Raw genomic sequence first — 25881 nt, forward strand, 5'->3', positions numbered from 1 at the left:
GAAGTTAATAAAATTGTAGATTTGGATACTGTTCAATTTCATATTGCAATTTAAGGTTCTTAATAAAATATAGACAATATATACATAATAAAAATAATGAAAGACCAATCTTCATATATAGCTCCATTTAAAGTAATAAAATTATAAATGCAAGATTTCTAGCCAATTGTTACGTGCTAACAGTACAAGATATCCATCATTCTCTGAATTCTTTGTTACATATACTCTATATGATTCATTTTCATATACATAAAGAGACTTAGTTTGGTTAACTAAAATCCATTCCCCATTTAAGGGCTTTATTGATTTTATATCTCTATGTAGTGAATCTTTCTTTATACTTATTGATACACCTATAGATAATAGATTTCTTCTGTTCGGATCATATACATCTCCATCAATTTATAGTGTTCTCGCGGAAAAGCTACATTTAAAGCTTGTGTCAGTTCCATTCTAGACTGCTCAACAGTATCATTAAACAAAAACTTATAGCCTAATCCACAAATTAGCCATACGAAAAAACAACCTATGAATGTGTACCAAATAACAGAATAAATTGTTTTAAATTTCATCCCTAATTTTCCCTCTTACCTCATCAATATCACTAATATCAGAGTCAATCCTATTAGTTAACTCTTTGTAGTATAGTTTGCCACTCATCGATTCCGAATGCCTAATGAACAGATGCGTAAAAGCTTATCCAATCAATTTCATCAACAAACTTAAAATTATTTATCTCCATAAGTTAGCTCTAAAGATACCTCACCATTAGATGTTAATGTATATACTAAACCAGAGAATGGCTTTTGATTATAGAATTTAAAAGTCTCAATCATCGCTAAAACTTCATTCTTTAAATCATACATAAGCTCCGAAATAATAGCAGGCTCTTCATCATTATTTTCTACATACTTTGTAATACATGAATCATCCTCAGTTTTATAAACCAAAAGCTCTACAGAAGGATTATCAACATTCATATCAAAATATAATTTAGCACGATACCAATTTAGAGGCGTTAACTTGTATATACTTTTGGCCACTTTATTATAATGTTTTTCAAGTTCCGATTCTAAGCTTTTATGCTTTAACTTAAACGCCTTATCGATGGCAGTATAATTTTTTGCTAATATACGAGATTCCATATCCTCCAATAATAAAATACCTCGAGGACCTTTTAGCATTTCTTTATATACATCCGGCTCAAATTCATCTTCTCTAGCTAGAACACCAAAATTCTGATATTCCCACTTATATCTATTTTGGAGCCAACAATCGTCAGTTACAGGATCATTATGAAATTCACAATGGGGCTCATAATCATCGCGTGAAATATACATTGTTCCCCACGTCCATTGTTCTATAGAGGCTTCATGAAGTAAACGTACATACGTCAAAATCTCACTAGTCCCAGCTTTTATAGATTTTACTTTTTCATCACTACAATTATATAATAAATCTCCATAACTAATGATTGAACCTGCCGGAGTTTTTACATAATAACAAGCCGAACTCATACCTGATTCTGTACATTCAAAAAACAAATAACACTTATACCAATGTATTGGCATACAATCAATAAGTATATCTCTTATTTTATTAATATATATATCCATATATCCTCACATTAATTATTAGGAATTTCGTCAGAAAATCTTCTATTCCTCTTACATCATCATTAGTAATGATTCGATGTTTATCTAAATCAAGAAATGTTAGGTCATAACCTAAATAATACCAGCGATTATTGTTAGTATTTAGCATCATGGTCTGAGTTCATTAGCATTTTTCTAACGTTATATAAAGCCTCTTTTGAAAAGTCTTCTAGCTTAGTTTTCTTAAATAATAATCATAAGTATATATACAACTTAAAAATCTTCTAGAATCTATAATCCTAAGTCTATAAACTCCCCTGAAACTTTAATCTGCCAAAACATCCCTTTAGTAGCTTTTAAATCAATGCCTGTTTTTAACTTGTCAAAACTCACATCATAAAATGGTAATAATATCTGTAATGATGCTAATTTTGCTTTCATAGTAATTAAATCTTTACTTAATTGCCCGGATATATTAGTATCCGCTATCTCCTGTAAATTGGAAATACATGCTTGAAGATCTTCATTCTGAATACGTTCACACGTATATATTTCAGACAAATAGGTCTGTTTAATACAACTTAAGATTGATTCAGAAATGAATTCAGGTTTTTGTAAGACTTCATACAATCCTAACAAAAACAACGCCCAAAATATCTCCTCTACATAATCGGTAAAGAAATAGATACCGAACTTCTTTTCATCATGTGTAGAAATCTTTAACGCTTCAGATAAAGTATTACCCTCTAACTCCCGTTCTATTAAAGCAATCCAACTACTGCATTCAATATCATCTAACGTATCATTTAATGCTGGTATAGGGATTCTACGAGCCATCCACTCATCAACATCCTCTAAACTCATCCCATCACCAATTATATTTAACAGTTTATCGGACAGATGTGCTTTTCTACACATTAATCGAATTAACATACTAAATATGTAATATTCTAAAATGGTCAAGTCAATATAATTTCGTCTATATGCCTTAACAGCACCCAATATAAAGACCATTAAAAATGTATCTAAGCTTTTTTTACTTTTAAAATAGATCATATTTATACCTCTATCCACTAATTTATTCTAGCTTAAAATCTATACGTTCATCATTAACCCGTTTTACTTAGTGAATTATAATAGTCCATTATCCATCAGCAAACCCAACAAAGTAAATATTGCAAAAAATAAGAAGATACTCAAAATAATCCTTACTACACATCTCACTATAGGCTTAGCTGAAGTAAAAGATTCTATACTATCATGATTACCAATCAACTCAGGAATACAAATAAATGCAATTAAAAATCCTATAGCCTGAATTGTACCTTTAACCTCATAATTTGTATCATATAAATTCAAAAAAGAATCAAAGAACTCCATCGATCTACTAAATCTCCTTATAATTAAGATAATACATACTAAATAGAATATTTACATTCCTATCTTTTTCAAAACTAACAACTCCATCAAATCAACTCGTTAAAGTACTCTCAATTTTTACTACACAATATTATGAATATAAATATAATATATTACTACTTTTTATTAACATAATTATCTCTTAATTGTAACAAGATGGTCCGTTCGTCTTTCCCAATTTCATCAAGACTATTTAATATGGTTAGATAATCGCCATAGTTATATTTCAACATAGTAATTAAAGAGTCTCTAACCTTTTTACCAGCAATACTTTCATCAAAATATACTTGTATATTATTTGTTTCTTTATCAATGATAATAAAACCACTAACATTAAATATTAAGATTTTAGTAGGAGTCTCTTTTATTCCTCTTACGTCATTTGTAATAATTAGATGCTTATCTAAGTCGAGAAATGTGGCTTCATAGCCTGAATGATACCATCGTTTATTATAATATTTAGCACCACGTTCTGAGTTCATCAGCATTTTTTCAAAGTTATCTAAAGTCTCTTTTGAAAAAGCTTCTAACTTAGATTTCTTATTAACAATCATCTTAGATCTTGAATAATTAATTTTATGCTTGCCAGTCTCATCACCGTAAATTTCAAATTCTAGAACATCTAACATGTGATTTCTAATATCATATCGACCGATTCCATCATAGCCTAAATAATAATAGTAAGGCTCATCAAGATATACGGCTAAAATACGACTAGAGACGGTTTCTTTAATTGATGTATCTACTAATTCATGGGACTCATCCAGAATAACTATATTATTAGGAGAACCATCGTGATAATAATACTGATAAATAGTGGTACTAATAATTGCTATAACAATCAGTATTAAAGAACAAATTTTTTTCATACCAAACTACCTAAGCTATATAATCAAATAGCTTCATACAAAACACCAACATCTTTTAATAATATCAAATATCATATCTAATTAATAAATATTTATTCCCCTTCTGTAATTCAATTATATGTTAAACTAGCGTATACCACCAAAGAATATTTTGTTATATACGGCAAAAAAAAGCACCATCTATCTAGGGACGACTTATGTGTCGTTTAGCTCCCCAAATAGATGGTACTTTTTATAATTAAGTTAATTAAATTGTTCAAATAAACATGTCCCACTCGGTCTACAATGTAGTATAGCACTACTTTATATTCCGTCGTGCCGCTAAGCTACCAGCGCTGCTAGCTAGGCCCGCTCGATTGATATGTGGGTTCCCATGTTTGTACGTCTTTGGCTTGCTACCTTTATCTTCTACCTTTGATTTCTCAAATTTAGTAAATAGATTATCGAGCTCGCGCAAAAGCGCGCGTTTTTGTGAGTCTTTCAACTCGAATACTTCACCTTTATAGGCGATGTATTTATTTTTTAGTACAGGACTGAGGTCATAGATGGGCTCGTGTTCTTCTCCATTTACATCCAACAGCTCATCCAAGGTCAATCCATAATAGCGAGACAGGGCACAGAGTGTATCTAAATCTGGTTCGCGATACCCTGTTTCGTAATTTGAAAGCGCCGCATTACTGATACCTACGGCCTTTGCTACTTCGATTTGGCTTTTGCCCATGCGCACGCGAGCACGCTTTAAGTTCTTGTAAAACTGCATGTTCATCACCTGTATCGATACATAAACAACTACAAACTATAACTTCTTATAATAATGTATCACTGATTTTTTTGAAAGCTTCATCAGCAACGGCTAATGTGCGTTCCACTTCACTGCTCTTGTGGCAGATAGATACGAAATTACTTTCATAAGGGCTTGGCGCATAGTAAATACCATGGCTCAAGTTATGGTGGAAGAACATTTTAAATTGTTCTTCGTTGCAAGCTGCCGCATCATCAAAGTTCTTAACTGGTTTGTCAGTGAAGAAGATGGTAAACATAGAGCCTACACGCTGTACTACAACAGGCACATTGTATTGTGCCGCCAATCTTTCAAAGCCTTCACAAAGGGCAATCGTCGTATCTTCTACTTGTTTAAATACCGTTGGATCACGTTGCAGAATGGAAAGCGTTGCCAAACCAGAGGTAACGGCAATTGGGTTACCACTCAATGTACCAGCTTGGTAGATAGGACCAGCTGGTGCAATTTGGTTCATAATCTCACGAGAGCCACCGAATACAGCGAGTGGCATGCCACCGCCAACGATTTTTCCAAGGCATGTGAGGTCTGGTTTAATCTTGTAACGCTTTTGGGCACCCCCACTACTAGCGCGGAAGCCACACATAACTTCGTCAAAGATCAACACAGCGCCGTGAGCCTTAGTCACTTCGCGCAAGGTTTCGAGGAAACCTGGTACTGGAGGCACACAGCCCATATTACCTGCTACAGGTTCCACGATGATCGCCGCAATAGTATCGCCGATCTCGTCGAATAATTTACGAACCGCATCAGAATCATTGTACGGTAATGTTATGGTATTCTCTGCTACGCCTTGAGGAACGCCAGGGCTATCCGGCACGCCAAAGGTAGCAAGGCCAGAGCCAGCTTTCACCAAGAGAGCATCGCTATGACCATGGTAACAGCCCACAAATTTCACGATGCGATCGCGACCAGTATACCCACGAGCTACGCGCAAGGCACTCATCGTAGCCTCTGTACCAGAGTTTACGAGGCGGATAACCTCCATAGATGGCATGAAGGCTTGTATCTTTTTAGCCAATTCTGTTTCTAATAGTGTAGGTGCACCGTAGCTAGTACCGCGAGGAATAGCCTCTTGCAGGCTCGCGATGACTTCAGGGTTCGCATGGCCCAAGATCATAGGTCCCCAGCTCAACACATAGTCGATATATTCGTTGTTATCGATATCATAAATACGGCTGCCGCTGGCACTGCTGATAAACGGAGGGTTAGATCCTACGCTGCGATAGGAGCGAACAGGGCTATTTACGCCGCCTGGCATATAACGTTTAGCCTCATCAAAGGCCTTTTCAGATTTACCGAGTTGGAACATAGTTCCTCCTTATTGTTGTAACCATTTAGCAATATCTAAGGCATGGTAGGTAATGATGATTTTAGCACCAGCACGCTTCATGGAAAGCATTGTTTCCATAACGAGGCGTTCTTCGTCGATAAGACCAGCCGCTGCGGCGGATTTAACCATCGCATACTCGCCAGATACATTGTATACCGCAACCGGCAATTCATAACGGTCACGCGCTTCACGAACGATATCCAAGTAGGATAACGCCGGTTTAATCATGATAATATCCGCACCTTCAGCGATATCGAGTTCGATTTCTCTGAAAGCTTCTAAACGATTAGCCGGGTCCATTTGATAAGATTTGCGGTCACCAAATTTTGGCGCAGAATTAACAGCTCCGCGGAACGGACCATAGTAAGCAGATGCGTATTTTGCCGCATAGCTCATGATAGATACATTGGTATAACCTGCCGCATCAAGGGCTTCACGAATAGCACCTACGCGACCGTCCATCATATCGGATGGAGCCACCATATGTGCACCAGCTTCTGCTTGGCTTACCGCAACTTTACAAAGCAATGGTAATGTTTCGTCGTTCAATATTTCATGGTCATCGATCATGCCACAGTGACCAGTAGAGGTATATTGGCACAAGCATACGTCAGAAATAACCAAGAGATTTGGCACGGCTTCGCGGATGGCTTTGATGGCTTGTTGTACTGGTTGGGACATATCCCAAGCAGAGGAACCTTGCTCATCTTTATATGTAGGAATACCAAAGATTTCTACACCACGCACACCAAGATCATAAGCCTCTTGAGCTACTTTCACAGCCTCGTCAACAGACAAGTGATATTGACCTGGCAATGTGTCGATTTCTTTTTTAATACCTTCACCAGGCACGATAAATAATGGATAAATCAAATCAGTTACGTCGAGTGTCGTTTCGCGTACCAAATCACGCATTTCTGGATTGATACGCAAGCGGCGAGGACGGTATGTTAGATCGTACATGTGATCCTCCTAAATATCCTTTACGATAGCGTTTACTAAGCCATCTGTTGTATATACATCGCTGATGATAGCCGGTTTAAGGCCTGCACTCATAGCCGTAGCAGCTGTAATAGGTCCAATACATGCTATTTTAGTATTCCCCAATAACGCTATAGCATCGTCACCCAATAATTGGATTGTATTTGTTACCGTAGAAGAGCTTGTGAAGGTAATATAATCTACATTGCCTTCTGTTAACGCTGTTACTAATGCTTCTTGTTGAGATGTATCTTGTGTCGTTTCATACAAACGCAAGATATCTACATTCATATCGCGGTGACGCAAGCAACGTGGAATCACATCGCGTGCTACCTTTGGTTGAATCAATAACACAGAATCCCCTGCATTGAGTTCTTCTTCAAGAGCCTCTACAGCAGATTCAGCCTTGTAGTCTACAGGAATGATATCCGGTACGATGCCATATTTTTGAAGTTCACGAGCCGTAGCACAGCCTATAGCCGCCACTTTAGAATTACCTAAAGCACGTGTATCTTTGCCTTCTTTATATAGAGCATCGAAGAAGTAGCGAACCCCTTCACCAGATGTGAATACAATACATTGGTATTCTTTTGTATTGTTGATGATGCGTTTATCTTCCTCAAACAATTCCAATGGAGATGTTTTTATGGCTGCTGCTTCCACTACATTAGCACCTTGAGCCGCTAATTTTTCGCGGAATGCACTTGCTTGGGAGCGAGCGCGTGTGACTACGACAGTTTTACCGAATAAAGGTTTATTATCGAACCATTGTAATTTTTCACGAAGGTTGACAACATCACCTACTACGATGATAGCTGGCGCTTTCAATTGAGCCTTTGCTACATCTTCAACGACATGTTCAAGGGTAGAAACTAATACCTCTTGTACTGTTTTTGTTCCCCACCGAACAAGCGCTACTGGTGTAGAGGCTGCTCGCCCATGAGCCATCAATTTTTCCGCAATGACAGGCAAGTTACCAACACCCATTACAAAGCAAAGTGTATCTACCGCCGTAGCAAGGCCTTCCCAATGGATGCCAGATACTGCTTTTGTAGGATCCTCATGACCTGTTACCACCGCAAAGGATGTCGCCATAGCGCGTTGTGTTACAGGAATCCCTGCATAGGCAGGCGCTGCGATAGGAGATGTTACGCCTGGTACGAACTCAAAAGGCACACCTGCTTCACCAAGAGCCATCGCTTCTTCACCACCGCGACCGAATACGAGCGGATCTCCGCCTTTTAATCGTGCTACGATTTTGCCTTCTTTACCTTTTTGGACTAATAGCTCATTGATTTCCCATTGATGCATTGTGTGATCTTTACATTGTTTACCAGCGTAAATTAATTCTGCATCTGGGCGCGCCCACTCTAACAGATGAGCATCCGCTAAATAATCATATACAATTACATCTGCTTTTTCGATGCATTCACGGCCTTTTACAGTGATGAGTTTAACATCGCCAGGGCCTGCACCGATTAGATATACCATACCTGTCATTTTATGATTCCTTCCTCTATGAGAGCATCCACAATACGTTTGCCCCCTTCTTCATATAAGGCTTTTGCAAGATTTTTACCAAGGATCTCGCCTTTTTTAGCGGGACCAGAGATTTCCCCTTCGTACACAGTTTTTCCATCGAGGGATGCAATCATAGCCTTCAAAGTCAATTGACCTTTATTGATGGTGCCATGTACGCCCATTGGCACTTGACAACCACCATTTAATTGACGCAAGAAACTGCGCTCCCCTTCAACGGCATAGCGCGTTGCTTCGTCGTTGATAGGATCCAACATGTCAAGCATTTCCGTATCGTCGGCACGACACTCGATAGCGAGTGCCCCTTGTCCAACGGCAGGAATCATTTCGTCGGCCTTGAAGACTTGTGTAATTTGGTCTTCTAAACCCAATCGCTTAAGGCCTGCTTGAGCCAAGATAACACCGTCTAGCTTTTCCGTTTCAATTTTGCTCAAACGAGTCTGCACATTACCGCGAATCACCTCTACCTTTAGGTCAGGTCGGACATGTAATAGCTGTGCTTGCCGGCGTAAACTACTAGTGCCAACGCGAGCGCCTTGTGGCAATTTGTCTAGTGTTTTATACACGGGACTCACTAGTGCATCATAAGGCACTTCACGAGCGGAGATGGCACCAAGAGTAAGTCCTTCTGGCAACTCTGTAGGCATATCCTTTAAGCTATGTACGGCGATGTCGATGTCGCCTGCATGCATAGCCTCTTCTAATTCAGCAGTAAATAAACCTTTACCACCAACTTGAGCCAGTGGTTTCTCTAGGATACGGTCACCTTTTGTATTAAAGTGAACCAGTTCTACCGTAATATTTGGGTACAGACGTTGTAATTCTGCACTAATATGTTCAGCCTGCCACAGGGCAAGGGCACTTTTTCGCGTGCCGATTCGAATATGATCTCTCATGGCATTAGCCTTCTTTCTCAAGATTAAACATATCTTTGAATAAATCCCAGTACAAGCCTTCTTCCTCTGTACCAGCGATTTCATTGAAGTGAATCATCGGTTCACGCAATATTTTGCGGATAATCATGCGACTCATAGAGTCCATAATGCGGCGTTCCTTATCGGAAATATCTGGCAATTTAGCTAATGCGCGATGTAATTCACGACGGCGAATACGCTCAGCCTTTTCCGTGAGCAATGCCATCATAGGACGCACTGTTAAATAGCTCAACTTATCCAATAACTCTTCAATAGCATCATGAATAATAGGCTCCGCACGACGAGCTTCTTCTTCGCGCTGCGCCTTATTTTCTTCTACTACACTTTCAAGAGAGTCAATATTAAATAGGTAAATACCGTCCAAATCTGCCACCGCAGGATCGATATCACGAGGTACCGCTATATCGATCATAACGATTGGTTCACCCTTGCGAAGAGTCGTAATTTTCTTCGCTTCTTTTTCAGTAATAATATAATGCGGTGCCCCTGTAGATGTGATAAGAATATCCGCATCTTTAGCATACTCTACAAAGTTATCAAGCTTAACAGCTTTACCATTAAAGCGTTCCGCTAACATTTCAGCCTTAGCAAAGGTTCTATTAGATACGAAAATCGTTTTTACACCCTTCGCTTGTAAATGAGTAGCTGTCAATTCACTCATCGTACCAGCACCCAAAATAAGTACTGTAGCTTCGGATAATGGCTTATCTAAACTGTCCTCCGCAAGATTGACCGCCGTGTAACTAACAGATACAGGCGTATTAGCAATGCCCGTATTAGTACGTACCTTTTTACCAACGCTAATAGCCCGTTGGAATAAAATATTAAAAATTGTTCCCGTACAGCCTGCGCTATAAGCCTGAATATAAGCCCCTTTTAATTGGCTCAAGATTTGGCCTTCCCCCAACACAAGGGAATCAAGACTAGCAGAAACACGGAATAGATGCTCAATACAATCTCGTTCTTCGTAGAAGAAGAATGCATCTGCATCGATATGATCTGCTCCTTTTAAATCCTTTAACACTGCCAACATGTAATCCTTCGGGAATTCTACACCTTCTAAAGCAGCATAAATTTCCGTTCTATTACAGGTGGATAATATAACGCATTCTGAGATACAGTCAAATTCATAGAGGCGGTTTAGTGCGGCAACTACCTCGTCTTTATCAAACGAGAAACGTTCACGCACCTCTACAGCGGCACTTCTATGATTTAGACCTAATACCACTAATTGCATGGTTTAGTTTCTCCTCTATAATCATCCACTCTCCCTTAAGAATGGCTTCAAATGTTTCTACCGTCAGATTGTCTCGCCAAAATTTCTGTCGAGCCTCTGGAGTAGGAAGTAGTAACTTTACTTCTTCTCTAAATATTTTAAGTCTAGGCATAGCCTTTTGCAACTGACCATAACGATTCATCATATCTTGTCGTACGAGACGATTGATACGAGGTCCTACATTATTGGCACTAATAGCAATATGAAGATCGCCGAGTTCAAGGGATGACGGCACAGTAAAGCTACACGCGCTCGGATCATCACTGCGGTTGGTCCACACGCGATGTTTTTTTCCTAGCTCATACAAGGTAGCATTTAGTTCATGATTATCTGTGCAGATAAACAGCAACCTACTCGAAATAATATGCTCTTCGTCGTCCATTGTGAAAGCCCGATCACACCAAGTGATGCGATTTTCCTTTGCCCATTGGCTAATCGTATCCGTTACAGTTGGAGCGATAACGACAATTTGGCAAGGCTCGTCAATAAAGAGTTGCATCCGTCGTTCCGCTACTTCTCCGCCGCCTACGAATAGGATTATATCTTCAGTTGTAGGTTGAAATGTTATGGATACCATGGCTGTCCTACTATATATAAAAAAATCGGCTTGATGGTCAAGCCGATTTTCAACTGCCTACATAAATCGTTTCAGGTATACGCCGATACGCCCTTTACGAGAGGTACCTGTAATAGCTTCTACCTTCATTCGGCCACGACCACGCATGGAAATGACATCCCCTTCTTTAACCTCTTGGGATGCCCCCTTAGCTGGTTGCCAGTTTACTTGTAATAAGCCCGCATTGATAGCATTCACCAATTTAGTGCGAGATACACTAAAGCCAGAGCTTGCTACCGCATCTAAGCGCAAGGAAGCGACTGTAGTGCGGACTTCTTTAATTTTTTCTTCTTTTGATGCAATATCTGATAACTCAATAGCCTCTACAGATACAGAAACCATAGCAATTTTCGTAAAGTTTTGAATTACGAAATCAGCCACGCTTTCATCCACCATAATCTGAGCACCCCCTTGCTGGACGATAACGTCCCCAAATTTGGAGCGATCAATGCCAAGGCCCATCAAGGAGCCCAGCACATCGCGATGGGTAAGCAATCGGAACCGTGGGTCCCAATTTACCTTAAGGGCGCGAATGCCCATGTCCACGGTACCGTTAAAGTCGCTATCTACAAAGGCGATACGGATACGTTCCGCCCCTTCATAGCCACCGTCAGTTTTAACTGTTAACTGTGGGTAGTTAGCCTTGATAGCATCTGCAATGACAAGGCCTGCAGGACTCGTAAAATCCGCCACGCGATAGGGGCGACCTTTAACAACCTGCTCAGCCAAGTCAAGCATGCGACGAGCTTCCTCACCGCTGCCACTGGCTTCAAAATATCTTATTAATTTACTAGTATCTGCCAAAATTATTTCCCCAATTCATTCGACCGAGCAAGACATGCTACTACGCCGTCTTGGAGAGCACTGCGAAGTCCACCTTTTTCCATGGCACCAATACCGGCAATGGTAGTGCCACCGGGACTGGTCACTTGATCTCGTAGTACTGCTGGATGATTGCCACTTTCAAGAGCCATCTTACCAGCACCGTACATCGTTTGAGCAGCTGCTTTTATGGCTAGCTGACGTGGTAAACCAATACGAACGCCCGCATCAGCTAAAGCATCAAGGATAACGAACATATAGCCAGGGCCCGCGCCAGATAGTGCGCCTAAGCGATCTAAATCGGCTTCGCTTACCACTGCTACCTCACCTACAGCCTCAAATAAGGCTTGTACAGTACGACCTAGGTCAGTATTCACATCATCTCCAGCAAGTGCCGTCATGCCAGCACCAATAGAAGCCGGTGTATTTGGCATAGCTCTAAACCAGTTAGCTTGTGGAATCGCCGCATCAAGAGTATCTAATGTGACGCCTGCGGCAACGGAAATCATAACAGTCCCATAAGGTACTTCTTTTAAAGTCTCTAACACAGATGGTAACACTTGTGGTTTTACAGCCAATAGAATAGTGTTGTACTCGTTTACATTAGGCAATGTAGTAAAACCTACTACACCAAGCTCCTCTGCAAGAGCCTTACATTGTTCTTCGCGACGCACTAGAATGTGTGTATCACAGGCTTTCAACACACCATGCTGTAATGCACCGCGCAATAGAGCGCCCCCCATTGAGCCAACGCCTATACATAGGATTTTACCTAACATAGTTATCACCACCATTTATAGAGAGATTATTTGTTTTCCCAAGAATATTCGTTTTGCTCAGTTGTGTTGCTTTCATTGTCATTATAATCAATGGAAATATTTACAGGTACACACATGAAAATGTCTTTACCTACTTTTTCCAATTTGCCATCCAATGCATAGGTCGCACCAGATACGAAATCTACAATACGAGCTGCTTCATGAGGGTCTGTATTTTCAAAATTGATTAATACAGGACGCATGTCGCGCAATTGATGTGTAATATTTTCAGAATCTTCAAATACTTTTGGTTCAATTACAACTACTTTCATAGCTGTTGGACGTTGTGTCATCGTAGATTGACCTCCTACCTTGCGTGGATGAAATTCAGATGCGCCGGACACGGGAGCCGCTGTTGCTACCGGGGTAGGTTCAGCTTCGTATTCCTCTTCATCTTCGTATTCGTAATCATCATATTCATAGTCATCATCAGTTCTGCCTAAGAATAAGTTTTTTGCTTTGTCTAAATAATCTCCCAATGCCATTTGGATTTCCTCCTAATACAATTAACGCTTCCGATTATCAGGTAACCCGAACCTTAATAATATACACGTTCCCCAAAAATTGCTGTGCCTACACGAACGATGTTAGCCCCTTCTTCCAAAGCGACCTCAAAGTCGTGAGTCATCCCCATAGATAAATATTGAATCTGCCCTTCTTCAAAGTAGCGTTTCATATCCTCAAACAAAGCATTCGCTACGCGAAAGATTGGACGAGCTTCCTGTGGATCATCGAAAAATGGCGCCATACACATCAAGCCCCTTACGCGTACATGAGGCAATGTTTTTGCATAATCTCGTATTTCTGGAAACTCTTCGACGGTCATTCCCGTTTTAGAAGCTTCGCGGGCCACATTGACTTGCAGTAACACATCTTGTATTTTATCGTGCTTTGCAGCAACCTTTTCGATTTCATCTAATAATTTACGGCTGTCTACAGAATGAATTAAATCAAACATAGGGACCGCTTGGCGCACCTTATTGACCTGTAAATGACCAATCAAATGCCATGTTAATTGTGGCCCCTTATAGGTTAGCTGTTTTTCTTTGGCCTCTTGTACTCGATTTTCCCCTACATGAGTGACACCGAGCCGTGCGACCTCTTCCACAGCCGACACAGGGTGGTTCTTTGTAACCGCCACTAATAATGCTGTATCTACGCGACCAACACGCGCCATAGCATCGGCCATGCGCTGCTGTATAGCGTGTAGGGATTCTTCAATCACGTGAATGCCCCCTTCAATCTATATATCATAATCATCAAATATATTCGTATAGACTATTTTATTATATAGTATTTAAGGTCAAATGTACATGATTTAAGGCTTATCCCCTCCACAAATCCAAGCATGTATATACATAAAATATCATACTTTATTATGATTCCTGTGAAAGTCGAATTTTATCGGTCTTGTAATATCGCAAATAAGGCCATACGACCTGTTCGCCCAGCCTCTCGGCGATAGGAATAACAAGCTACTTCAGTTACACTATCGGTACCACCAATCGTAATATGCTCTGGAGGAACTCCATTTACAACGAGATCCTCACCAATAAAGTTCCATAAATTGATATAAGCCTTATCTAATTTATCACCAGGATAATTGACAACATCAGATGAATCTCGGTCTGTCATATCTCTCCAGGCTAATTCAAAGCGTTTACCTAGTTCTATATCTACTTCAAAGGACTCTGGTCCAATACTAGGCCCAAGATATATATAGCAATCTTTGAACTCGGTCCCATAAGCCTCTTTCATGGCCTCAATAGTAAGTACTGGTAAGCGGCCAATGGCACCACGCCAACCTGCATGTGCCGTTGCAATCGCATGATGTTTGGCATCGTAAATGCCTACGCCAACGCAATCTGCAGTGAACAGAAATAATGGCACATGAGGTAGATTTGTAAATACCGCATCACAATCATCGATGGCCGTATCTTCTCCAAAAGCACCGGCCCCAATAAGGTCTTCTGTGATTTCTACAGCCTTTAAACCATGGACTTGATTGCCACAAGAAATACGGTTTGGTTCAACACCTAAATATTTCGCAACAATAGCTCGATTTTCTCGTACACTCTGAGCTTCATCGCCTACATGAAAGGCTAGATTTAATGATTCATAAGGGGCTTTAGATACGCCACCATGACGATAGGTATCGCCCATAACAATAGGAAATCGCTCACTCCAGCTTGGCGTCTCATAAGACCATATACCATGAGGACCTTTCACATCTATACGTTTTACAGATTGATTCATCTATTACTCCTATTTACATACACCACAGCGTTTACAACCTGCTGCACATGGAGGTGTATATGCTTCATCAAGGGATCTTTGCCATTCCATTTCAAGATAGCCCTCCTGCATCCCCATGTCTAAATGGCTCCACGGCAAGAATTCATCAAAACTGCGTTCGCGATAATTCATATCGTCCATATCCAGGCCAGCAACCTTCATTTCGGACTTAAAAGATTTACTGCCCCGATCGGCTGCACATGCTGCAATAACAGCACCTAAGCGGCGATCTCCACGAGCGAGAACTCCTTGAATGTACGCCTCTTTAGGAGACTCTACGAGAACCTCGATGCGGCGATTCTTTTGCAATGCTTTCTTTATATATTGTAACTTTTTCTCCACTACTTTTTGATTGTCCATGGCCATCCATTGGAACGGGGTAAAAGGTTTCGGAATAAACGGATTAATGCTGAGCGTTAAACGACCTTTACAACCTACTTTTTCCATATGAGCCTGCGTTCTTTCCGCAAGACCTACAATAGCCTCAATATCTTCATCGGTTTCCGTTGGCAGCCCAATCATAATATATAAGCGCATATGCTGAATACCTGACTTTGCAGATAAGGTAGCTGCATTTTGTAAATGCTCTTCACTGATACCCTTGTTAATGACGCGACGCAAACGTTCACTGCCCGTTTCTGGCGCAATGGTAATAGTCTTTTGTCCACTGTCTGCTAGTCCATCCACTACGGCTTGTGTTAACGAGTCAGCACGCAAGGATGCACAAGAGTAACGCATATCTTTAGAGCGAATATAATTAACGAGTTCATCTACCTCAGGATAGTCTGAGATAGCAGCACCCATTAGGCCTACCTTTTTACCTAGTTTTTCTGCGCGCTCTACGCCTTCTTTCAAAATGTCCAAAGGACGTACACGAGGTACGCGGAAGCAATACCCAGCCATACAAAAGCGACAGTGACGACCACAACCACGAGCTACTTCTATGATATACATAGCGCCAAATTCAGTATAGTTCGTAGCCACTACCGTTTCACCACCGCTGGTGAGCATTTCAAAGTGACGTTTAATCGTCTTAGGTACGCCCTCAACAATATCATAGCCTTTAAATTCACCATCTTCACTGTAAATGGGCACATACAAGGATGGTACGTAAACACCCGATACATCCGCTAATTGACGTAAAATAGCGTGACGATCCAAGCCTTCCATTTTTCCATCTCGAATGATATCTAGTACGCGACTGACGATACCTTCCCCTTCACCGATGATGAAAGCATCGATAAAGTCGGCAAAAGGCTCAGGGTTAAAGGTCGCACAAGGGCCCCCTGCAATAACGATAGGGTCAAATTCGGTACGGTCTTTTTCCATGATAGGTACACGGCCATGGCGCAACATCAAAGGAATATGGAAATAATCCATTTCAAAGGTGACATCAAAAGCAACTACATCAAATTGATGCATAGGCCTTTGTGTTTCAACGCTCATAAGCGGAGTCTTAGTCTTATCGTAAGCTTCTAATTCCTTTTTCTCAGGCAAGAAGATCCGTTCGCAGACGCTATCATTTCGTAAATTGATTTCCTCATAAATGATATGAAGTCCAAGATTACTCATGCCCACAAAGTATGTATTCGGATAAACGATAGCTACTTTTTGCCCTGCATGAGGATTTACTGTTACCCGACTGTCTTCATCTTTATATAATTCTTGTAATCGATCAATTAAATCTTTACGATTCACTAATTTCCTTTCTATATAAGCCCACTACGAATAGTGGGCTTAATAACACTTTACATATCATTTGTACATCTATAAAATTACATAATACTAATTTCGCCTATAATAAAAAACCAATAGATATTACAATTTAGATTTCAATTTATCCTTAGTATGAGCGGTCTTACTTTTAAGAGTGCTTACAATTTGTGGGCGATGTTTTCTTTCATAAGGATATACAACAACTTTTCCATCTTTATATTCTGCAATATATATCCTTAACAGAGTATCCTTGAGCTTGGATTTCTTGTTCAAGCCAATCTCTATCTTTTTCAATTACATCGAGGGTAAACTGATTAATTTGACCATCATCGATAAGGTCAAATCGAATATTATCTTCACCGAATTGAACTACATTAAGCTGTCCATTTTGCTCCAATACGGCACGCTTAACATCCGTAACATATTGAACACCGGCAGCACGAAGTTTTAATTTAAGTTCAGCCGCTTGTATACCATAACGCATACATTCTTCTGTTAGAATATGACCTTTTTCGATTACTATAACTGGATGACCATCAAGAATTGCTTTAAAAATACGAAGATTCCCTTTTAAAAACTTAAGAGTCATTACGAGGATAGTCCATAAAATAAGGACTAACATAAACTGTAAAATGCCAATTTGATCATTGTAAATAATGGCACCGATAATACCACCAAGTACGTAGTTTTGCAATTGATTTAAGGCTGAGGTTGGTGCTAAATTTCCCTTACCCATTAAATTGATTTGTAGAATAATCGCCAAGAGACCGATGGCGAGTTTTGCAAAGACCATCCCATAGACAGCCATAGCTTCTGTCATATGTGGTCCGCCTTATTGTAATGCATCCTCTTTATCATGAATTCGATCTGTCGAGCTTACCTTATAAACACGCGTAATAGTATAGGTTGAAAATTCTGGATTAAATTGAACCTCATAGTAAGCATCACTTACTTTTAAAATCATACCATTACGAATCTTTAAGGAGTTAACCGCCAATTGGTCACTCGGCACAGAACGAGTAAGGCTAATAGAACCGCTACAATTATAATAAATCCCCATGTCTGACTAGCCGTAGCCTGACTTTCAACATAGGCTAATGTGTAAAAATCCATATTACACTCCTTTCAAACATTGTTTTTATTATATCATATTTTATTGCAAATTTTTCGATATAGCTCTATATAAGTCTATAAAAATTTAAGCAGATAAAAAAGCGGCCCCACAGGGACCGCTTTCAGTAAATATAGTGTAGTATATAACAAGAAATTACCTAAATAATACTCTTATTTTAACCAGCTCATCAAGTTGCGAAGTTCTGCGCCAACTGGTTCAATTGGATGATTAGCAGCTGCTTCACGATGTTCTTTAAGGAATTTTTGACCATTTTTAGAATCTGCTAAGAATTCATCAGCAAATTTACCAGATTGAATATCCGCCAAGATTTGTTCCATAGCTTTTTTAGTATCTGCAGTGATTACGCGAGGACCTGCATGGTAATCGCCGTATTCAGCAGTGTTGGAGATGGAGTTGCGCATTTTTTGGAAGCCACCTTCGTAGATAAGATCTACGATTAATTTCATTTCATGCAAGCATTCGAAGTAAGCGTTAACAGGTTCATAACCAGCTTCAGTTAATACTTCAAAGCCAGTTTTGATCAACTCAGTAACACCACCGCACAATACAGCTTGTTCACCAAAGAGGTCAGTTTCAGTTTCGGATTTGAAGTTAGTTTCCAAAATACCAGAACGGCCACCACCGATACCAGAAGCCCATGCTAATGCTACTTCTTCAGTATCGCCAGATGGGTCTTTTTCTACAGCGTACAAGCAAGGAACGCCAGAACCTTCTTGATATGTACGACGAACTAAATGACCAGGACCTTTAGGAGCTACCATGAATACATTGATGTCTTCACGAGGTACGATTTTACCAAAGTGAATGTTAAAGCCATGAGCAAATGCCAAGTACGCACCTTGTTTCAAGTTTGGAGCAATATCTTGTGCATATACGTCTGCTTGCAATTCGTCTGGAATCAATACCATAACGATATCAGCGCCTTTAACGGCTTCTGCAGTTTCTTTTACTGTAAGACCTGCTTCTTCAGCCGCTTTCCAGCTAGAAGAACCACCGCGAAGACCAATTGTTACGTCCATACCATTTTCTTTCAAGTTCAATGCATGAGCATGACCTTGGGAACCGTAACCTAACACTGTAATTTTTTTGCCTTCCAATTTGCTTAAATTACAATCTGCATCATAATAAACTGTAGTACCTAAAATTTTACCTGCCATATTAGACAACCTCCAAACATATTCAATAGAATATAGATTATATATACTGTACACAATCTAACAAATTTTTGCAAGATGTGGCGTACATTAATTTATTATCAGTAAGCCAAGTTTTAAGCCTCTGATAAAAAAATTTGATAACTACCGAACCATCACCCATGGACGATCATTTTTCCATACAACTTGTACAGAAAGTCCAAAGACATCAGATAAAATATCATCAGTTAGTACCTTGTGTTTAGGACCTGCATGAATCATCTTGCCCTCTCGCAAGATAGCTACATGAGTAATAAACGGTAGTATCTCTTCAATTTGATGTGACACATAGATAATCGGTGTCTGCTGCGCAGCTACCAAAGTAGATACGGTGCGTAAAAACTGCTCCTTCGCTGGTAAGTCCAAACCAGAGCAAGGCTCATCCAAAATCAATAATTCTGGATTTGCCATAATAGACCTCGCTAACAATATCCGCCGCTGTTCGCCAGCAGATAAGGTGCGAAAACGATGACCTTCCAAATAGTCTAGTCCAAATTCAGATAATAATTGCATACCTCGTTGGCGCACCTCAGGTGCTACCTCTTGGTATATACCAATACTACTAAATGCACCAGAAATAACGATATCTTCAACGACTTGTTTATCCAAGGTTGACTGAAATTGTCCAAGCGCAGAGCTAACAAAGCCTAGTCTAGCCTTGATTTTGGGCCACGCATATTTACCAAATTCCTTGCCAAACACACGTAAAGTACCCGTTGTGGGAATTTGATAAGCAGGTATCATGCTGAGTAGCGTTGATTTACCAGCCCCATTAAGCCCTAATAAGGCCCAATGTTCACCGTCCTCTATATGCCAATTTACATTATCTAAAATAGGTCTACCATCACGGCGAAAGCAGACATTTTCATAATGGAGTAATTCACGCCCCACGTTATCAGCTCCTACATTTTTTCTCCGCGACTCATAGCGGTGATACCTGTTTTGGCAATTTCAAGAATACCATAAGTTTCCATAATTTGAATGAAGCCACGTAATTTTTCTACACTGCCAATGACTTCAATGATCATAGATGTAGGAGAAATATCTAACACATTACCACGATATACATCGGCAATCTGTACAATTTGTGATCTTGTAGAAGCAGATGCTTTTACCTTGATAAGCATTAACTCACGGCATACCACATCATGATCTTCAAACACTTTAACCTTAACAACATCGATAAGCTTGTAGATTTGTTTTTGCACTTGATCGAGAATTCGGTCATCGGCCTCTACAGTAATAGTAATACGTGCATAACCTGGCTGATTTGTAATGCCAGATGTCATTTTTGTAACGTTAAAGCCACGACGGTTAAAGAGTGCCAAAATACGTGTACCAATACCCGGTGCATTTTTTGCAATGATTAAGACTTGATGTTCTTTCGCCATTATAGCACCCCTTTCTTCCCCATCATACCGCTTATCGTGCCGCCTGCTGGAATCATTGGTAATACATTATCCTCTCGTTCAACGCGACAGTCCAAGACAATGCTTTCATCCGATGTAATGTATGATTTAAATTCTTTATTGAAAGTTTCAACATTATCTAGACGAGCTGCTTTCAAGTCAAATGCATCTGCGAGTTTCAAGAAGTTCGGACTCACTTCCAAATCTACATAGGAGTAGCGTCTATCATTGAAGATTTCTTGCCATTGACGAACCATACCAAGATAACCATTGTTAATGATAATAATCTTAATTGGCAAATTATATTGGCGTACCATCATGAGCTCTTCACAAGTCATTTGGAACCCGCCATCACCGACAACGAGGATAACTTGTTTCTTAGGTGCCCCTACTTGAGCACCGATAGCCGCTGGCAAGCCATACCCCATGGTACCCGCACCGCCAGAGGTAACGATAGTATGAGGTTTTTTATGAGTTAAGAATTGAGCCGCCCACATTTGATGTTGGCCTACATCACTTACGATTATGGCATCATCCTTGGCAATTTTATTAAGCTCAGATAACACATATTGTGCATGTAATACACCATTTTTAGACTCAGGGATTACCATAGGGTATTCCGCTTGCCATTCTCGGATTTGCTCAAGCCACGCTTCATGAGTTGTAGGTTCTACAAGAGCATTAAGCTCCGTTAATACCTGTTTTAAATCCCCTACGATAGGCACGTTGATTGTAACATTCTTATCAATTTCAGCTGGGTCGATATCAATATGGATGATTTTAGCTTTTTTACAGAAGAAATCTGGATGGCCTGTGATGCGGTCATGGAAACGAATCCCTGCAGCAATCACGAGATCTGCCTCATCTGTACTATTATTAGCGGCTACAGAACCGTGCATACCAACCATGCCAAGAGCCAATTCGTGATCTCCTGGGAAGCCACCAAGACCAACTAATGTATTCGTCACCGGGATTTGAGCCTTTTCAGCTAATTCTTTAAGCTCATCCATAGCGCCAGACTTCAATACACCTGCCCCAGCAATGATAAGTGGGCGCTTTGCGTTTTTGATGAGAGTAGCTGCTTTTTTGATTTGACCTTGATGACCTTTATAGGTTGGATCATAGCCTTCAAGATGAATAGGTACTTCGTACAATTTGTTGTATTCCGCCATGGATATTTTTTCTGTTTGAATATCCTTTGGAATATCGATGAGTACAGGGCCTGGGCGACCTGTACCAGCAATAAAGTACGCCTCTTTAATGATGCGAGGCAAATCATGAATATCTTGAACAAGATAGTTATGCTTGGTTATAGGCATCGTAATACCTTGGATATCCGCCTCTTGAAAGGAGTCCTTACCGATAAAGGGCCGTCCAACCTGACCAGTAATGGCCACCATAGGTACGGAATCCATGTACGCAGTCATAATACCTGTCACAAGATTCGTTGCGCCAGGACCAGACGTAGCAAGACATACACCTACGCGACCAGATACGCGAGCATAGCCATCTGCCGCATGTGCAGCACCTTGTTCATGGCGAACAAAGTAATGTTTAATTTCAGGGAAACTATATATTTCATCATAAATTGGAATTACCGCGCCGCCTGGATAGCCGAACATATCGGTTACACCAAGGCGATGCAATGTTTCAAGGACAATGCGTGCCCCATTGATTGTTTCTGCGCTCATAGGAAACCTTTCACCCAGCTATTCAGACAATATCTCGCTGGAATTTAAACGTTTAATAATGTAGCCATTATGTTTGAAAGTATCAATAATGTGTTGGATGTGCTCTTCACCATTTGTTTCTACCGTTACTTGCAATTCCACTTCATGGAAACGATCAAGGTTTTTGAACTGATTATGGTCGAGTTTAATAACATTTGCATCTGCATCGGCTAACATTTGAGATACAGCCACTAACTGGCCTGGTTTATCAGGAAGGTTAACGGAGAAGGTAAAGATACGACCACGCAATACGAGACCTTTATTAATCATGGACGATATAGTAAGTACGTCGATATTACCACCGCTGACGATAGCTACCACCTTTTTATCGCGGCACTCTAATTTCTTAAGACCAGCGAGTGGTAAAATACCGGAATTTTCTGCTACTAACTTATGTTTTTCAACAAGCAATAAAAATGCTTCCATCAATTCATAATCAGAAACGGTAATAATTTCATCTACATATTGTTTGATATATTCTAATGTAGTTTCCCCAATTTGACGTACTGCCGTACCATCAGCAATCGTCGCCACTTCATCGAGAGGTACCGGATGATCAGCCTTTAATGCAGCGATTGCACTTGCGGCACCTTCAGGCTCTACACCAATAATCTTAACGCGCGGATTTTTTAACTTTGCCGCTGCCGCAATACCAGATACGATACCACCGCCCCCAACAGGAACAAGCAATACATCTGCATCAGGAAGTTCATCGAGAACCTCGAGAGCAATTGTTCCTTGCCCTTCAATTACATCTTCATCATCGAAGGGATGGACGAACACATAACCATGTTCTTGTTGGAGTTCCATCGCTTTTTGGCAAGCTTCATCATAGATTTCACCATGTAATACGACATCTGCGCCGTACTGTTTTGTTGCATTAACCTTTATAAGAGGCGTATGCTTTGGCATAACGATAGTGGCCTTAATACCAAGGCGTTTCGCAGCAAGGGCCACGCCTTGTGCATGATTACCAGCAGACGCAGCGATAACACCGCGCGCCTTTTCTTCTTCTGTTAGTTTTGCAATTTTATTATAAGCTCCACGAACCTTAAAAGAGCCTGTTATTTGCAAGTTTTCTGGCTTGATGTATACATCATTGCCACACTCGTCGGAGAACACATCGCTGTGAAGCAATTTCGTTTTCACCGTGATTGTGCTTAATCGCTCTCGAGCCTCCATAAAATCATATAATTTGTGCATGTACACTATCTCCTCTAGTTAGTATTAAATGAAAGTCTAATATTAGTCTTCAAATACTTCGATAGCACCTTGTGCAGCAGAGGATACGTGAAGAGCGTATTTTTTAAGATAACCAGTTACATTGGATTTGAACGGTTTCAATGCAGCTTTACGACGAGCGATTTCATCATCAGATACAGCTAGTTCCAATTTACCGTTTGGAATATCGATGTTGATAATATCACCATTTTCAACGATAGCAATGGTACCGCCTGCAGCTGCTTCTGGAGATACATGTCCGATGGATGCACCACGAGTAGCACCAGAGAAGCGTCCATCTGTCAACAATGCTACATCTTTATCGAGACCCATACCAGCAATCATAGATGTTGGTGTCAACATTTCGCGCATACCAGGGCCGCCTTTAGGTCCTTCGTAGCGGATAACTACAACATCACCTTTTACGATTTTACCGCCTGTGATAGCTTCAACCGCTTCTTCTTCACTGTTGAATACCTTTGCTGGACCAGAATGAACAAGCATATCTGCATCTACGGCACCGGCTTTTACAACGGAACCATCTACAGCAAGGTTACCTTTAAGAACGGCGATACCACCAGTTTCATGTACTGGATTATCCCATGGGTGAATAACATCTTCATCCACAACATGAGCTGCCGCTGCAATTTCACCTTGTGTTTTAAGAGCAACAGTTTTGCAACCTGTATGAAGGCGACCATTTTCTGCTAAACGTTTCAACACCGCAGATACACCACCTGCAGCGTACAAGTCTTCGATGAAATATACGCCAGATGGAGATAATTTAGATAATTGAGGTGTATTTTGGGCGATGCGATCGAAATCGTCTAAGGATAGTGGTACACCTGCTTCGTGAGCAATAGCCGGTAAATGAAGCGCCGTATTAGAGGAGCCACCCAAAGCCATATCAAGAGCTACCGCATTTTCAAAGGCTTCACGAGTCATAATATCTTTAGGGCGAAGGTTTGCTTTTAATACCTCTACCGCTTGCATACCAGCTAACTTAGCTAAACGCAAACGTTCAGAATATACCGCTGGGATTGTACCATTGCCAGGAAGGCCCATACCGAGAGCTTCTGTTAAACAATTCATTGTATTTGCCGTATACATACCAGAGCAAGAACCACATGTAGGACATGCCGTATTTTCGATATCAGCTAACTCAGCATCATCCATTTCACCAGTTTGATGTTTGCCTACGGCTTCGAATACGTCGGACAAACCAATTTTTTTACCTTTATGTACACCTGCGAGCATAGCCCCACCAGATACGAATACAGATGGAATATTAAGGCGAGCAGCTGCAATCAACATGCCTGGCACTACCTTATCACAATTTGGAATGAATACCATCGCATCAAATGGTGTAGCCATAGCAGTAGCTTCGATGGAGTCAGCAATGATATTGCGTGTAACCAAGGAGTATTTCATGCCGATGTGGTTCATTGCCAAACCGTCACAAATACCGATAGTATTGAATTCGATTGGCACACCACCTGCGTTGCGGATACCGTCTTTTACGGCTTGTACAATATTTTTCAGGCCTACGTGACCAGGGATGATTTCATTGAAAGAGTTGGCAATACCGATGACTGGTCTACCCATTTCTTCATCAACAAAACCCAGAGCTTTTAATAAAGATCTGTGTGGTGCACGTGCTACGCCTGTTTTCAAATTGTCACTTCTACAACTCATGTTAATCTCCTCACTTTTGAAAGCATCCACTTGGACAGCTTTCACGACGCATAAAAAAAGACGATTCCAATGAATCGTCTTAAAAGTTTACAAATGATATTCCTTTTGTTTACAGAATTCCTATATACATAAATAATCCTATGTACCCCTTGGAAAATATACACATAAGAAACAAACCATATAGTCAAATCTTATTGATTGTATATTAAACCATTCGCGGAACTTCTAAGACAAAAACGTGTTAAGTTGTTGTTCATAATTCGAATGTCATTAATAATCACGACTAGCGCAATAATCAATAAGCTAATGACTAAACCTAACATGTTTCCTCCTAAAATATTCTGTAATAATAATCACGGAATAATAATAACACGTTATATTATCCCGCGCAAGATAATTCACAATAAATTCTATAGATTCATCATAGTTTTTTTATGAAGTTCACCATACCCAAAAACTATAGCAAACCTAGTAAGGTATAAAAA

At 40.2% G+C, this 25881-nt stretch carries 23 protein-coding genes and 2 pseudogenes; all 25 read right to left on the reverse strand.

All coding sequences use genetic code 11. The annotated features are described in order from the left end of the window. Positions 1-728: 728 nt before the first annotated feature. The gene (locus Q7O55_RS08155) at positions 729-1616 is read right to left on the reverse strand and encodes an immunity protein YezG family protein (RefSeq protein WP_303929661.1); all 888 of its coding nucleotides are present in this window, start codon (positions 1614-1616) and stop codon (positions 729-731) included. 270 nt (positions 1617-1886) lie between these two features. Next, positions 1887-2651: a DUF3969 domain-containing protein gene (locus Q7O55_RS08160; RefSeq protein ID WP_303929662.1), complete on the reverse strand. Its 765-nt coding sequence runs from the start codon at positions 2649-2651 to the stop codon at positions 1887-1889. Positions 2652-2726: 75 nt separating this feature from the next. Further along, the gene (locus tag Q7O55_RS08165) at positions 2727-2975 is read right to left on the reverse strand and encodes a hypothetical protein (protein WP_012864733.1); all 249 of its coding nucleotides are present in this window, start codon (positions 2973-2975) and stop codon (positions 2727-2729) included. A gap of 155 nt (positions 2976-3130) precedes the next feature. Then, on the reverse strand, positions 3131-3883 hold the full coding sequence (locus tag Q7O55_RS08170) for a hypothetical protein (RefSeq protein ID WP_012864734.1): 753 nt from the start codon (positions 3881-3883) through the stop codon (positions 3131-3133). A 298-nt stretch (positions 3884-4181) separates the two neighbouring features. After that, positions 4182-4643 carry a helix-turn-helix domain-containing protein gene (locus Q7O55_RS08175; RefSeq protein ID WP_303929664.1) on the reverse strand — a complete coding sequence of 154 codons (462 nt, stop codon included), beginning with the start codon at positions 4641-4643 and terminating at the stop codon, positions 4182-4184. A gap of 46 nt (positions 4644-4689) precedes the next feature. Further along, positions 4690-5994, reverse strand: coding sequence for a glutamate-1-semialdehyde 2,1-aminomutase (hemL, locus tag Q7O55_RS08180; protein WP_303929665.1), 1305 nt, complete (start codon positions 5992-5994; stop codon positions 4690-4692). 9 nt (positions 5995-6003) lie between these two features. Further along, positions 6004-6978 (reverse strand): porphobilinogen synthase, encoded by a 975-nt coding sequence (gene hemB, locus Q7O55_RS08185; protein ID WP_195394853.1) that lies wholly within the window; start codon positions 6976-6978, stop codon positions 6004-6006. A 9-nt stretch (positions 6979-6987) separates the two neighbouring features. Beyond that, positions 6988-8496: a uroporphyrinogen-III C-methyltransferase gene (gene cobA / locus Q7O55_RS08190; RefSeq protein ID WP_303929667.1), complete on the reverse strand. Its 1509-nt coding sequence runs from the start codon at positions 8494-8496 to the stop codon at positions 6988-6990. Continuing rightward, the gene (gene hemC, locus Q7O55_RS08195) at positions 8493-9431 is read right to left on the reverse strand and encodes a hydroxymethylbilane synthase (RefSeq protein ID WP_004695234.1); all 939 of its coding nucleotides are present in this window, start codon (positions 9429-9431) and stop codon (positions 8493-8495) included. The genes cobA and hemC overlap by 4 nt, the downstream gene beginning before the upstream one ends. Positions 9432-9435: 4 nt before the next feature. Beyond that, on the reverse strand, positions 9436-10707 hold the full coding sequence (gene hemA / locus Q7O55_RS08200; RefSeq protein ID WP_303929668.1) for a glutamyl-tRNA reductase: 1272 nt from the start codon (positions 10705-10707) through the stop codon (positions 9436-9438). Continuing rightward, on the reverse strand, positions 10676-11323 hold the full coding sequence (locus Q7O55_RS08205) for a bifunctional precorrin-2 dehydrogenase/sirohydrochlorin ferrochelatase (protein ID WP_303929669.1): 648 nt from the start codon (positions 11321-11323) through the stop codon (positions 10676-10678). Before Q7O55_RS08205 ends, hemA begins: the two co-directional genes overlap by 32 nt. 57 nt (positions 11324-11380) lie before the next feature. Continuing rightward, entirely contained in the window at positions 11381-12166 is a 786-nt protein-coding gene (locus tag Q7O55_RS08210) for an RNA-binding protein (protein ID WP_303929670.1), read from the reverse strand. A gap of 2 nt (positions 12167-12168) precedes the next feature. Continuing rightward, a complete protein-coding gene (proC, locus tag Q7O55_RS08215; protein WP_303929672.1) occupies positions 12169-12963 on the reverse strand; it encodes a pyrroline-5-carboxylate reductase in 795 nt (264 codons plus the stop codon). A 26-nt stretch (positions 12964-12989) separates the two neighbouring features. Beyond that, the gene (locus tag Q7O55_RS08220) at positions 12990-13487 is read right to left on the reverse strand and encodes a cell division protein SepF (RefSeq protein WP_004695224.1); all 498 of its coding nucleotides are present in this window, start codon (positions 13485-13487) and stop codon (positions 12990-12992) included. A 53-nt stretch (positions 13488-13540) separates the two neighbouring features. Further along, on the reverse strand, positions 13541-14227 hold the full coding sequence (locus Q7O55_RS08225) for a YggS family pyridoxal phosphate-dependent enzyme (RefSeq protein ID WP_004695221.1): 687 nt from the start codon (positions 14225-14227) through the stop codon (positions 13541-13543). Positions 14228-14403: 176 nt separating this feature from the next. Beyond that, on the reverse strand, positions 14404-15258 hold the full coding sequence (locus tag Q7O55_RS08230) for a polyphenol oxidase family protein (RefSeq protein WP_303929673.1): 855 nt from the start codon (positions 15256-15258) through the stop codon (positions 14404-14406). Between the two features lie 9 nt (positions 15259-15267). Further along, on the reverse strand, positions 15268-16995 hold the full coding sequence (locus Q7O55_RS08235) for a radical SAM protein (protein ID WP_303929675.1): 1728 nt from the start codon (positions 16993-16995) through the stop codon (positions 15268-15270). A gap of 120 nt (positions 16996-17115) precedes the next feature. Continuing rightward, positions 17116-17833, reverse strand: a pseudogene (locus Q7O55_RS08240) (DUF421 domain-containing protein). Between the two features lie 12 nt (positions 17834-17845). Next, a pseudogene (locus Q7O55_RS08245) lies at positions 17846-18126 on the reverse strand (DUF3290 family protein). 171 nt (positions 18127-18297) lie between these two features. Then, the gene (ilvC, locus tag Q7O55_RS08250) at positions 18298-19305 is read right to left on the reverse strand and encodes a ketol-acid reductoisomerase (protein WP_303929679.1); all 1008 of its coding nucleotides are present in this window, start codon (positions 19303-19305) and stop codon (positions 18298-18300) included. Positions 19306-19446: 141 nt separating this feature from the next. Continuing rightward, on the reverse strand, positions 19447-20232 hold the full coding sequence (locus Q7O55_RS08255; protein ID WP_303929681.1) for an ABC transporter ATP-binding protein: 786 nt from the start codon (positions 20230-20232) through the stop codon (positions 19447-19449). Between the two features lie 11 nt (positions 20233-20243). Next, positions 20244-20732: an acetolactate synthase small subunit gene (ilvN, locus tag Q7O55_RS08260; RefSeq protein WP_004695208.1), complete on the reverse strand. Its 489-nt coding sequence runs from the start codon at positions 20730-20732 to the stop codon at positions 20244-20246. Continuing rightward, positions 20732-22441: a biosynthetic-type acetolactate synthase large subunit gene (gene ilvB / locus Q7O55_RS08265; protein WP_303929684.1), complete on the reverse strand. Its 1710-nt coding sequence runs from the start codon at positions 22439-22441 to the stop codon at positions 20732-20734. Before ilvB ends, ilvN begins: the two co-directional genes overlap by 1 nt. A gap of 18 nt (positions 22442-22459) precedes the next feature. Next, complete coding sequence (gene ilvA / locus Q7O55_RS08270) at positions 22460-23683, reverse strand: threonine ammonia-lyase (RefSeq protein ID WP_303929686.1); 1224 nt, start codon at positions 23681-23683, stop codon at positions 22460-22462. Between the two features lie 42 nt (positions 23684-23725). After that, positions 23726-25396, reverse strand: coding sequence for a dihydroxy-acid dehydratase (ilvD, locus tag Q7O55_RS08275; RefSeq protein WP_303929688.1), 1671 nt, complete (start codon positions 25394-25396; stop codon positions 23726-23728). Between the last annotated feature and the right edge of the window lie 485 nt (positions 25397-25881).

This window comes from Veillonella parvula (assembly GCF_945949885.1).
GTDB lineage: Bacteria > Bacillota > Negativicutes > Veillonellales > Veillonellaceae > Veillonella > Veillonella parvula_B.

Bases quoted from the DNA above. Each gene is read 5' to 3' on its own strand.
- Q7O55_RS08170 (WP_012864734.1), bottom strand. From the start codon at position 3,883: ATGAAAAAAATTTGTTCTTTAATACTGATTGTTATAGCAATTATTAGT.
- hemA (WP_303929668.1), bottom strand. From the start codon at position 10,707: ATGCAATTAGTGGTATTAGGTCTAAATCATAGAAGTGCCGCTGTAGAG.
- ilvC (WP_303929679.1), bottom strand. From the start codon at position 19,305: ATGGCAGGTAAAATTTTAGGTACTACAGTTTATTATGATGCAGATTGT.
- hemL (WP_303929665.1), bottom strand. From the start codon at position 5,994: ATGTTCCAACTCGGTAAATCTGAAAAGGCCTTTGATGAGGCTAAACGT.
- hemC (WP_004695234.1), bottom strand. From the start codon at position 9,431: ATGAGAGATCATATTCGAATCGGCACGCGAAAAAGTGCCCTTGCCCTG.
- Q7O55_RS08175 (WP_303929664.1), bottom strand. From the start codon at position 4,643: ATGCAGTTTTACAAGAACTTAAAGCGTGCTCGCGTGCGCATGGGCAAA.
- Q7O55_RS08230 (WP_303929673.1), bottom strand. From the start codon at position 15,258: ATGAATCAATCTGTAAAACGTATAGATGTGAAAGGTCCTCATGGTATA.
- ilvA (WP_303929686.1), bottom strand. From the start codon at position 23,683: ATGCACAAATTATATGATTTTATGGAGGCTCGAGAGCGATTAAGCACA.
- proC (WP_303929672.1), bottom strand. From the start codon at position 12,963: ATGTTAGGTAAAATCCTATGTATAGGCGTTGGCTCAATGGGGGGCGCT.
- Q7O55_RS08160 (WP_303929662.1), bottom strand. From the start codon at position 2,651: ATGATCTATTTTAAAAGTAAAAAAAGCTTAGATACATTTTTAATGGTC.
- cobA (WP_303929667.1), bottom strand. From the start codon at position 8,496: ATGACAGGTATGGTATATCTAATCGGTGCAGGCCCTGGCGATGTTAAA.
- Q7O55_RS08220 (WP_004695224.1), bottom strand. From the start codon at position 13,487: ATGGCATTGGGAGATTATTTAGACAAAGCAAAAAACTTATTCTTAGGC.
- Q7O55_RS08165 (WP_012864733.1), bottom strand. From the start codon at position 2,975: ATGGAGTTCTTTGATTCTTTTTTGAATTTATATGATACAAATTATGAG.
- ilvN (WP_004695208.1), bottom strand. From the start codon at position 20,732: ATGGCGAAAGAACATCAAGTCTTAATCATTGCAAAAAATGCACCGGGT.
- ilvD (WP_303929688.1), bottom strand. From the start codon at position 25,396: ATGAGTTGTAGAAGTGACAATTTGAAAACAGGCGTAGCACGTGCACCA.
- Q7O55_RS08155 (WP_303929661.1), bottom strand. From the start codon at position 1,616: ATGGATATATATATTAATAAAATAAGAGATATACTTATTGATTGTATG.
- ilvB (WP_303929684.1), bottom strand. From the start codon at position 22,441: ATGAGCGCAGAAACAATCAATGGGGCACGCATTGTCCTTGAAACATTG.
- Q7O55_RS08205 (WP_303929669.1), bottom strand. From the start codon at position 11,323: ATGGTATCCATAACATTTCAACCTACAACTGAAGATATAATCCTATTC.
- hemB (WP_195394853.1), bottom strand. From the start codon at position 6,978: ATGTACGATCTAACATACCGTCCTCGCCGCTTGCGTATCAATCCAGAA.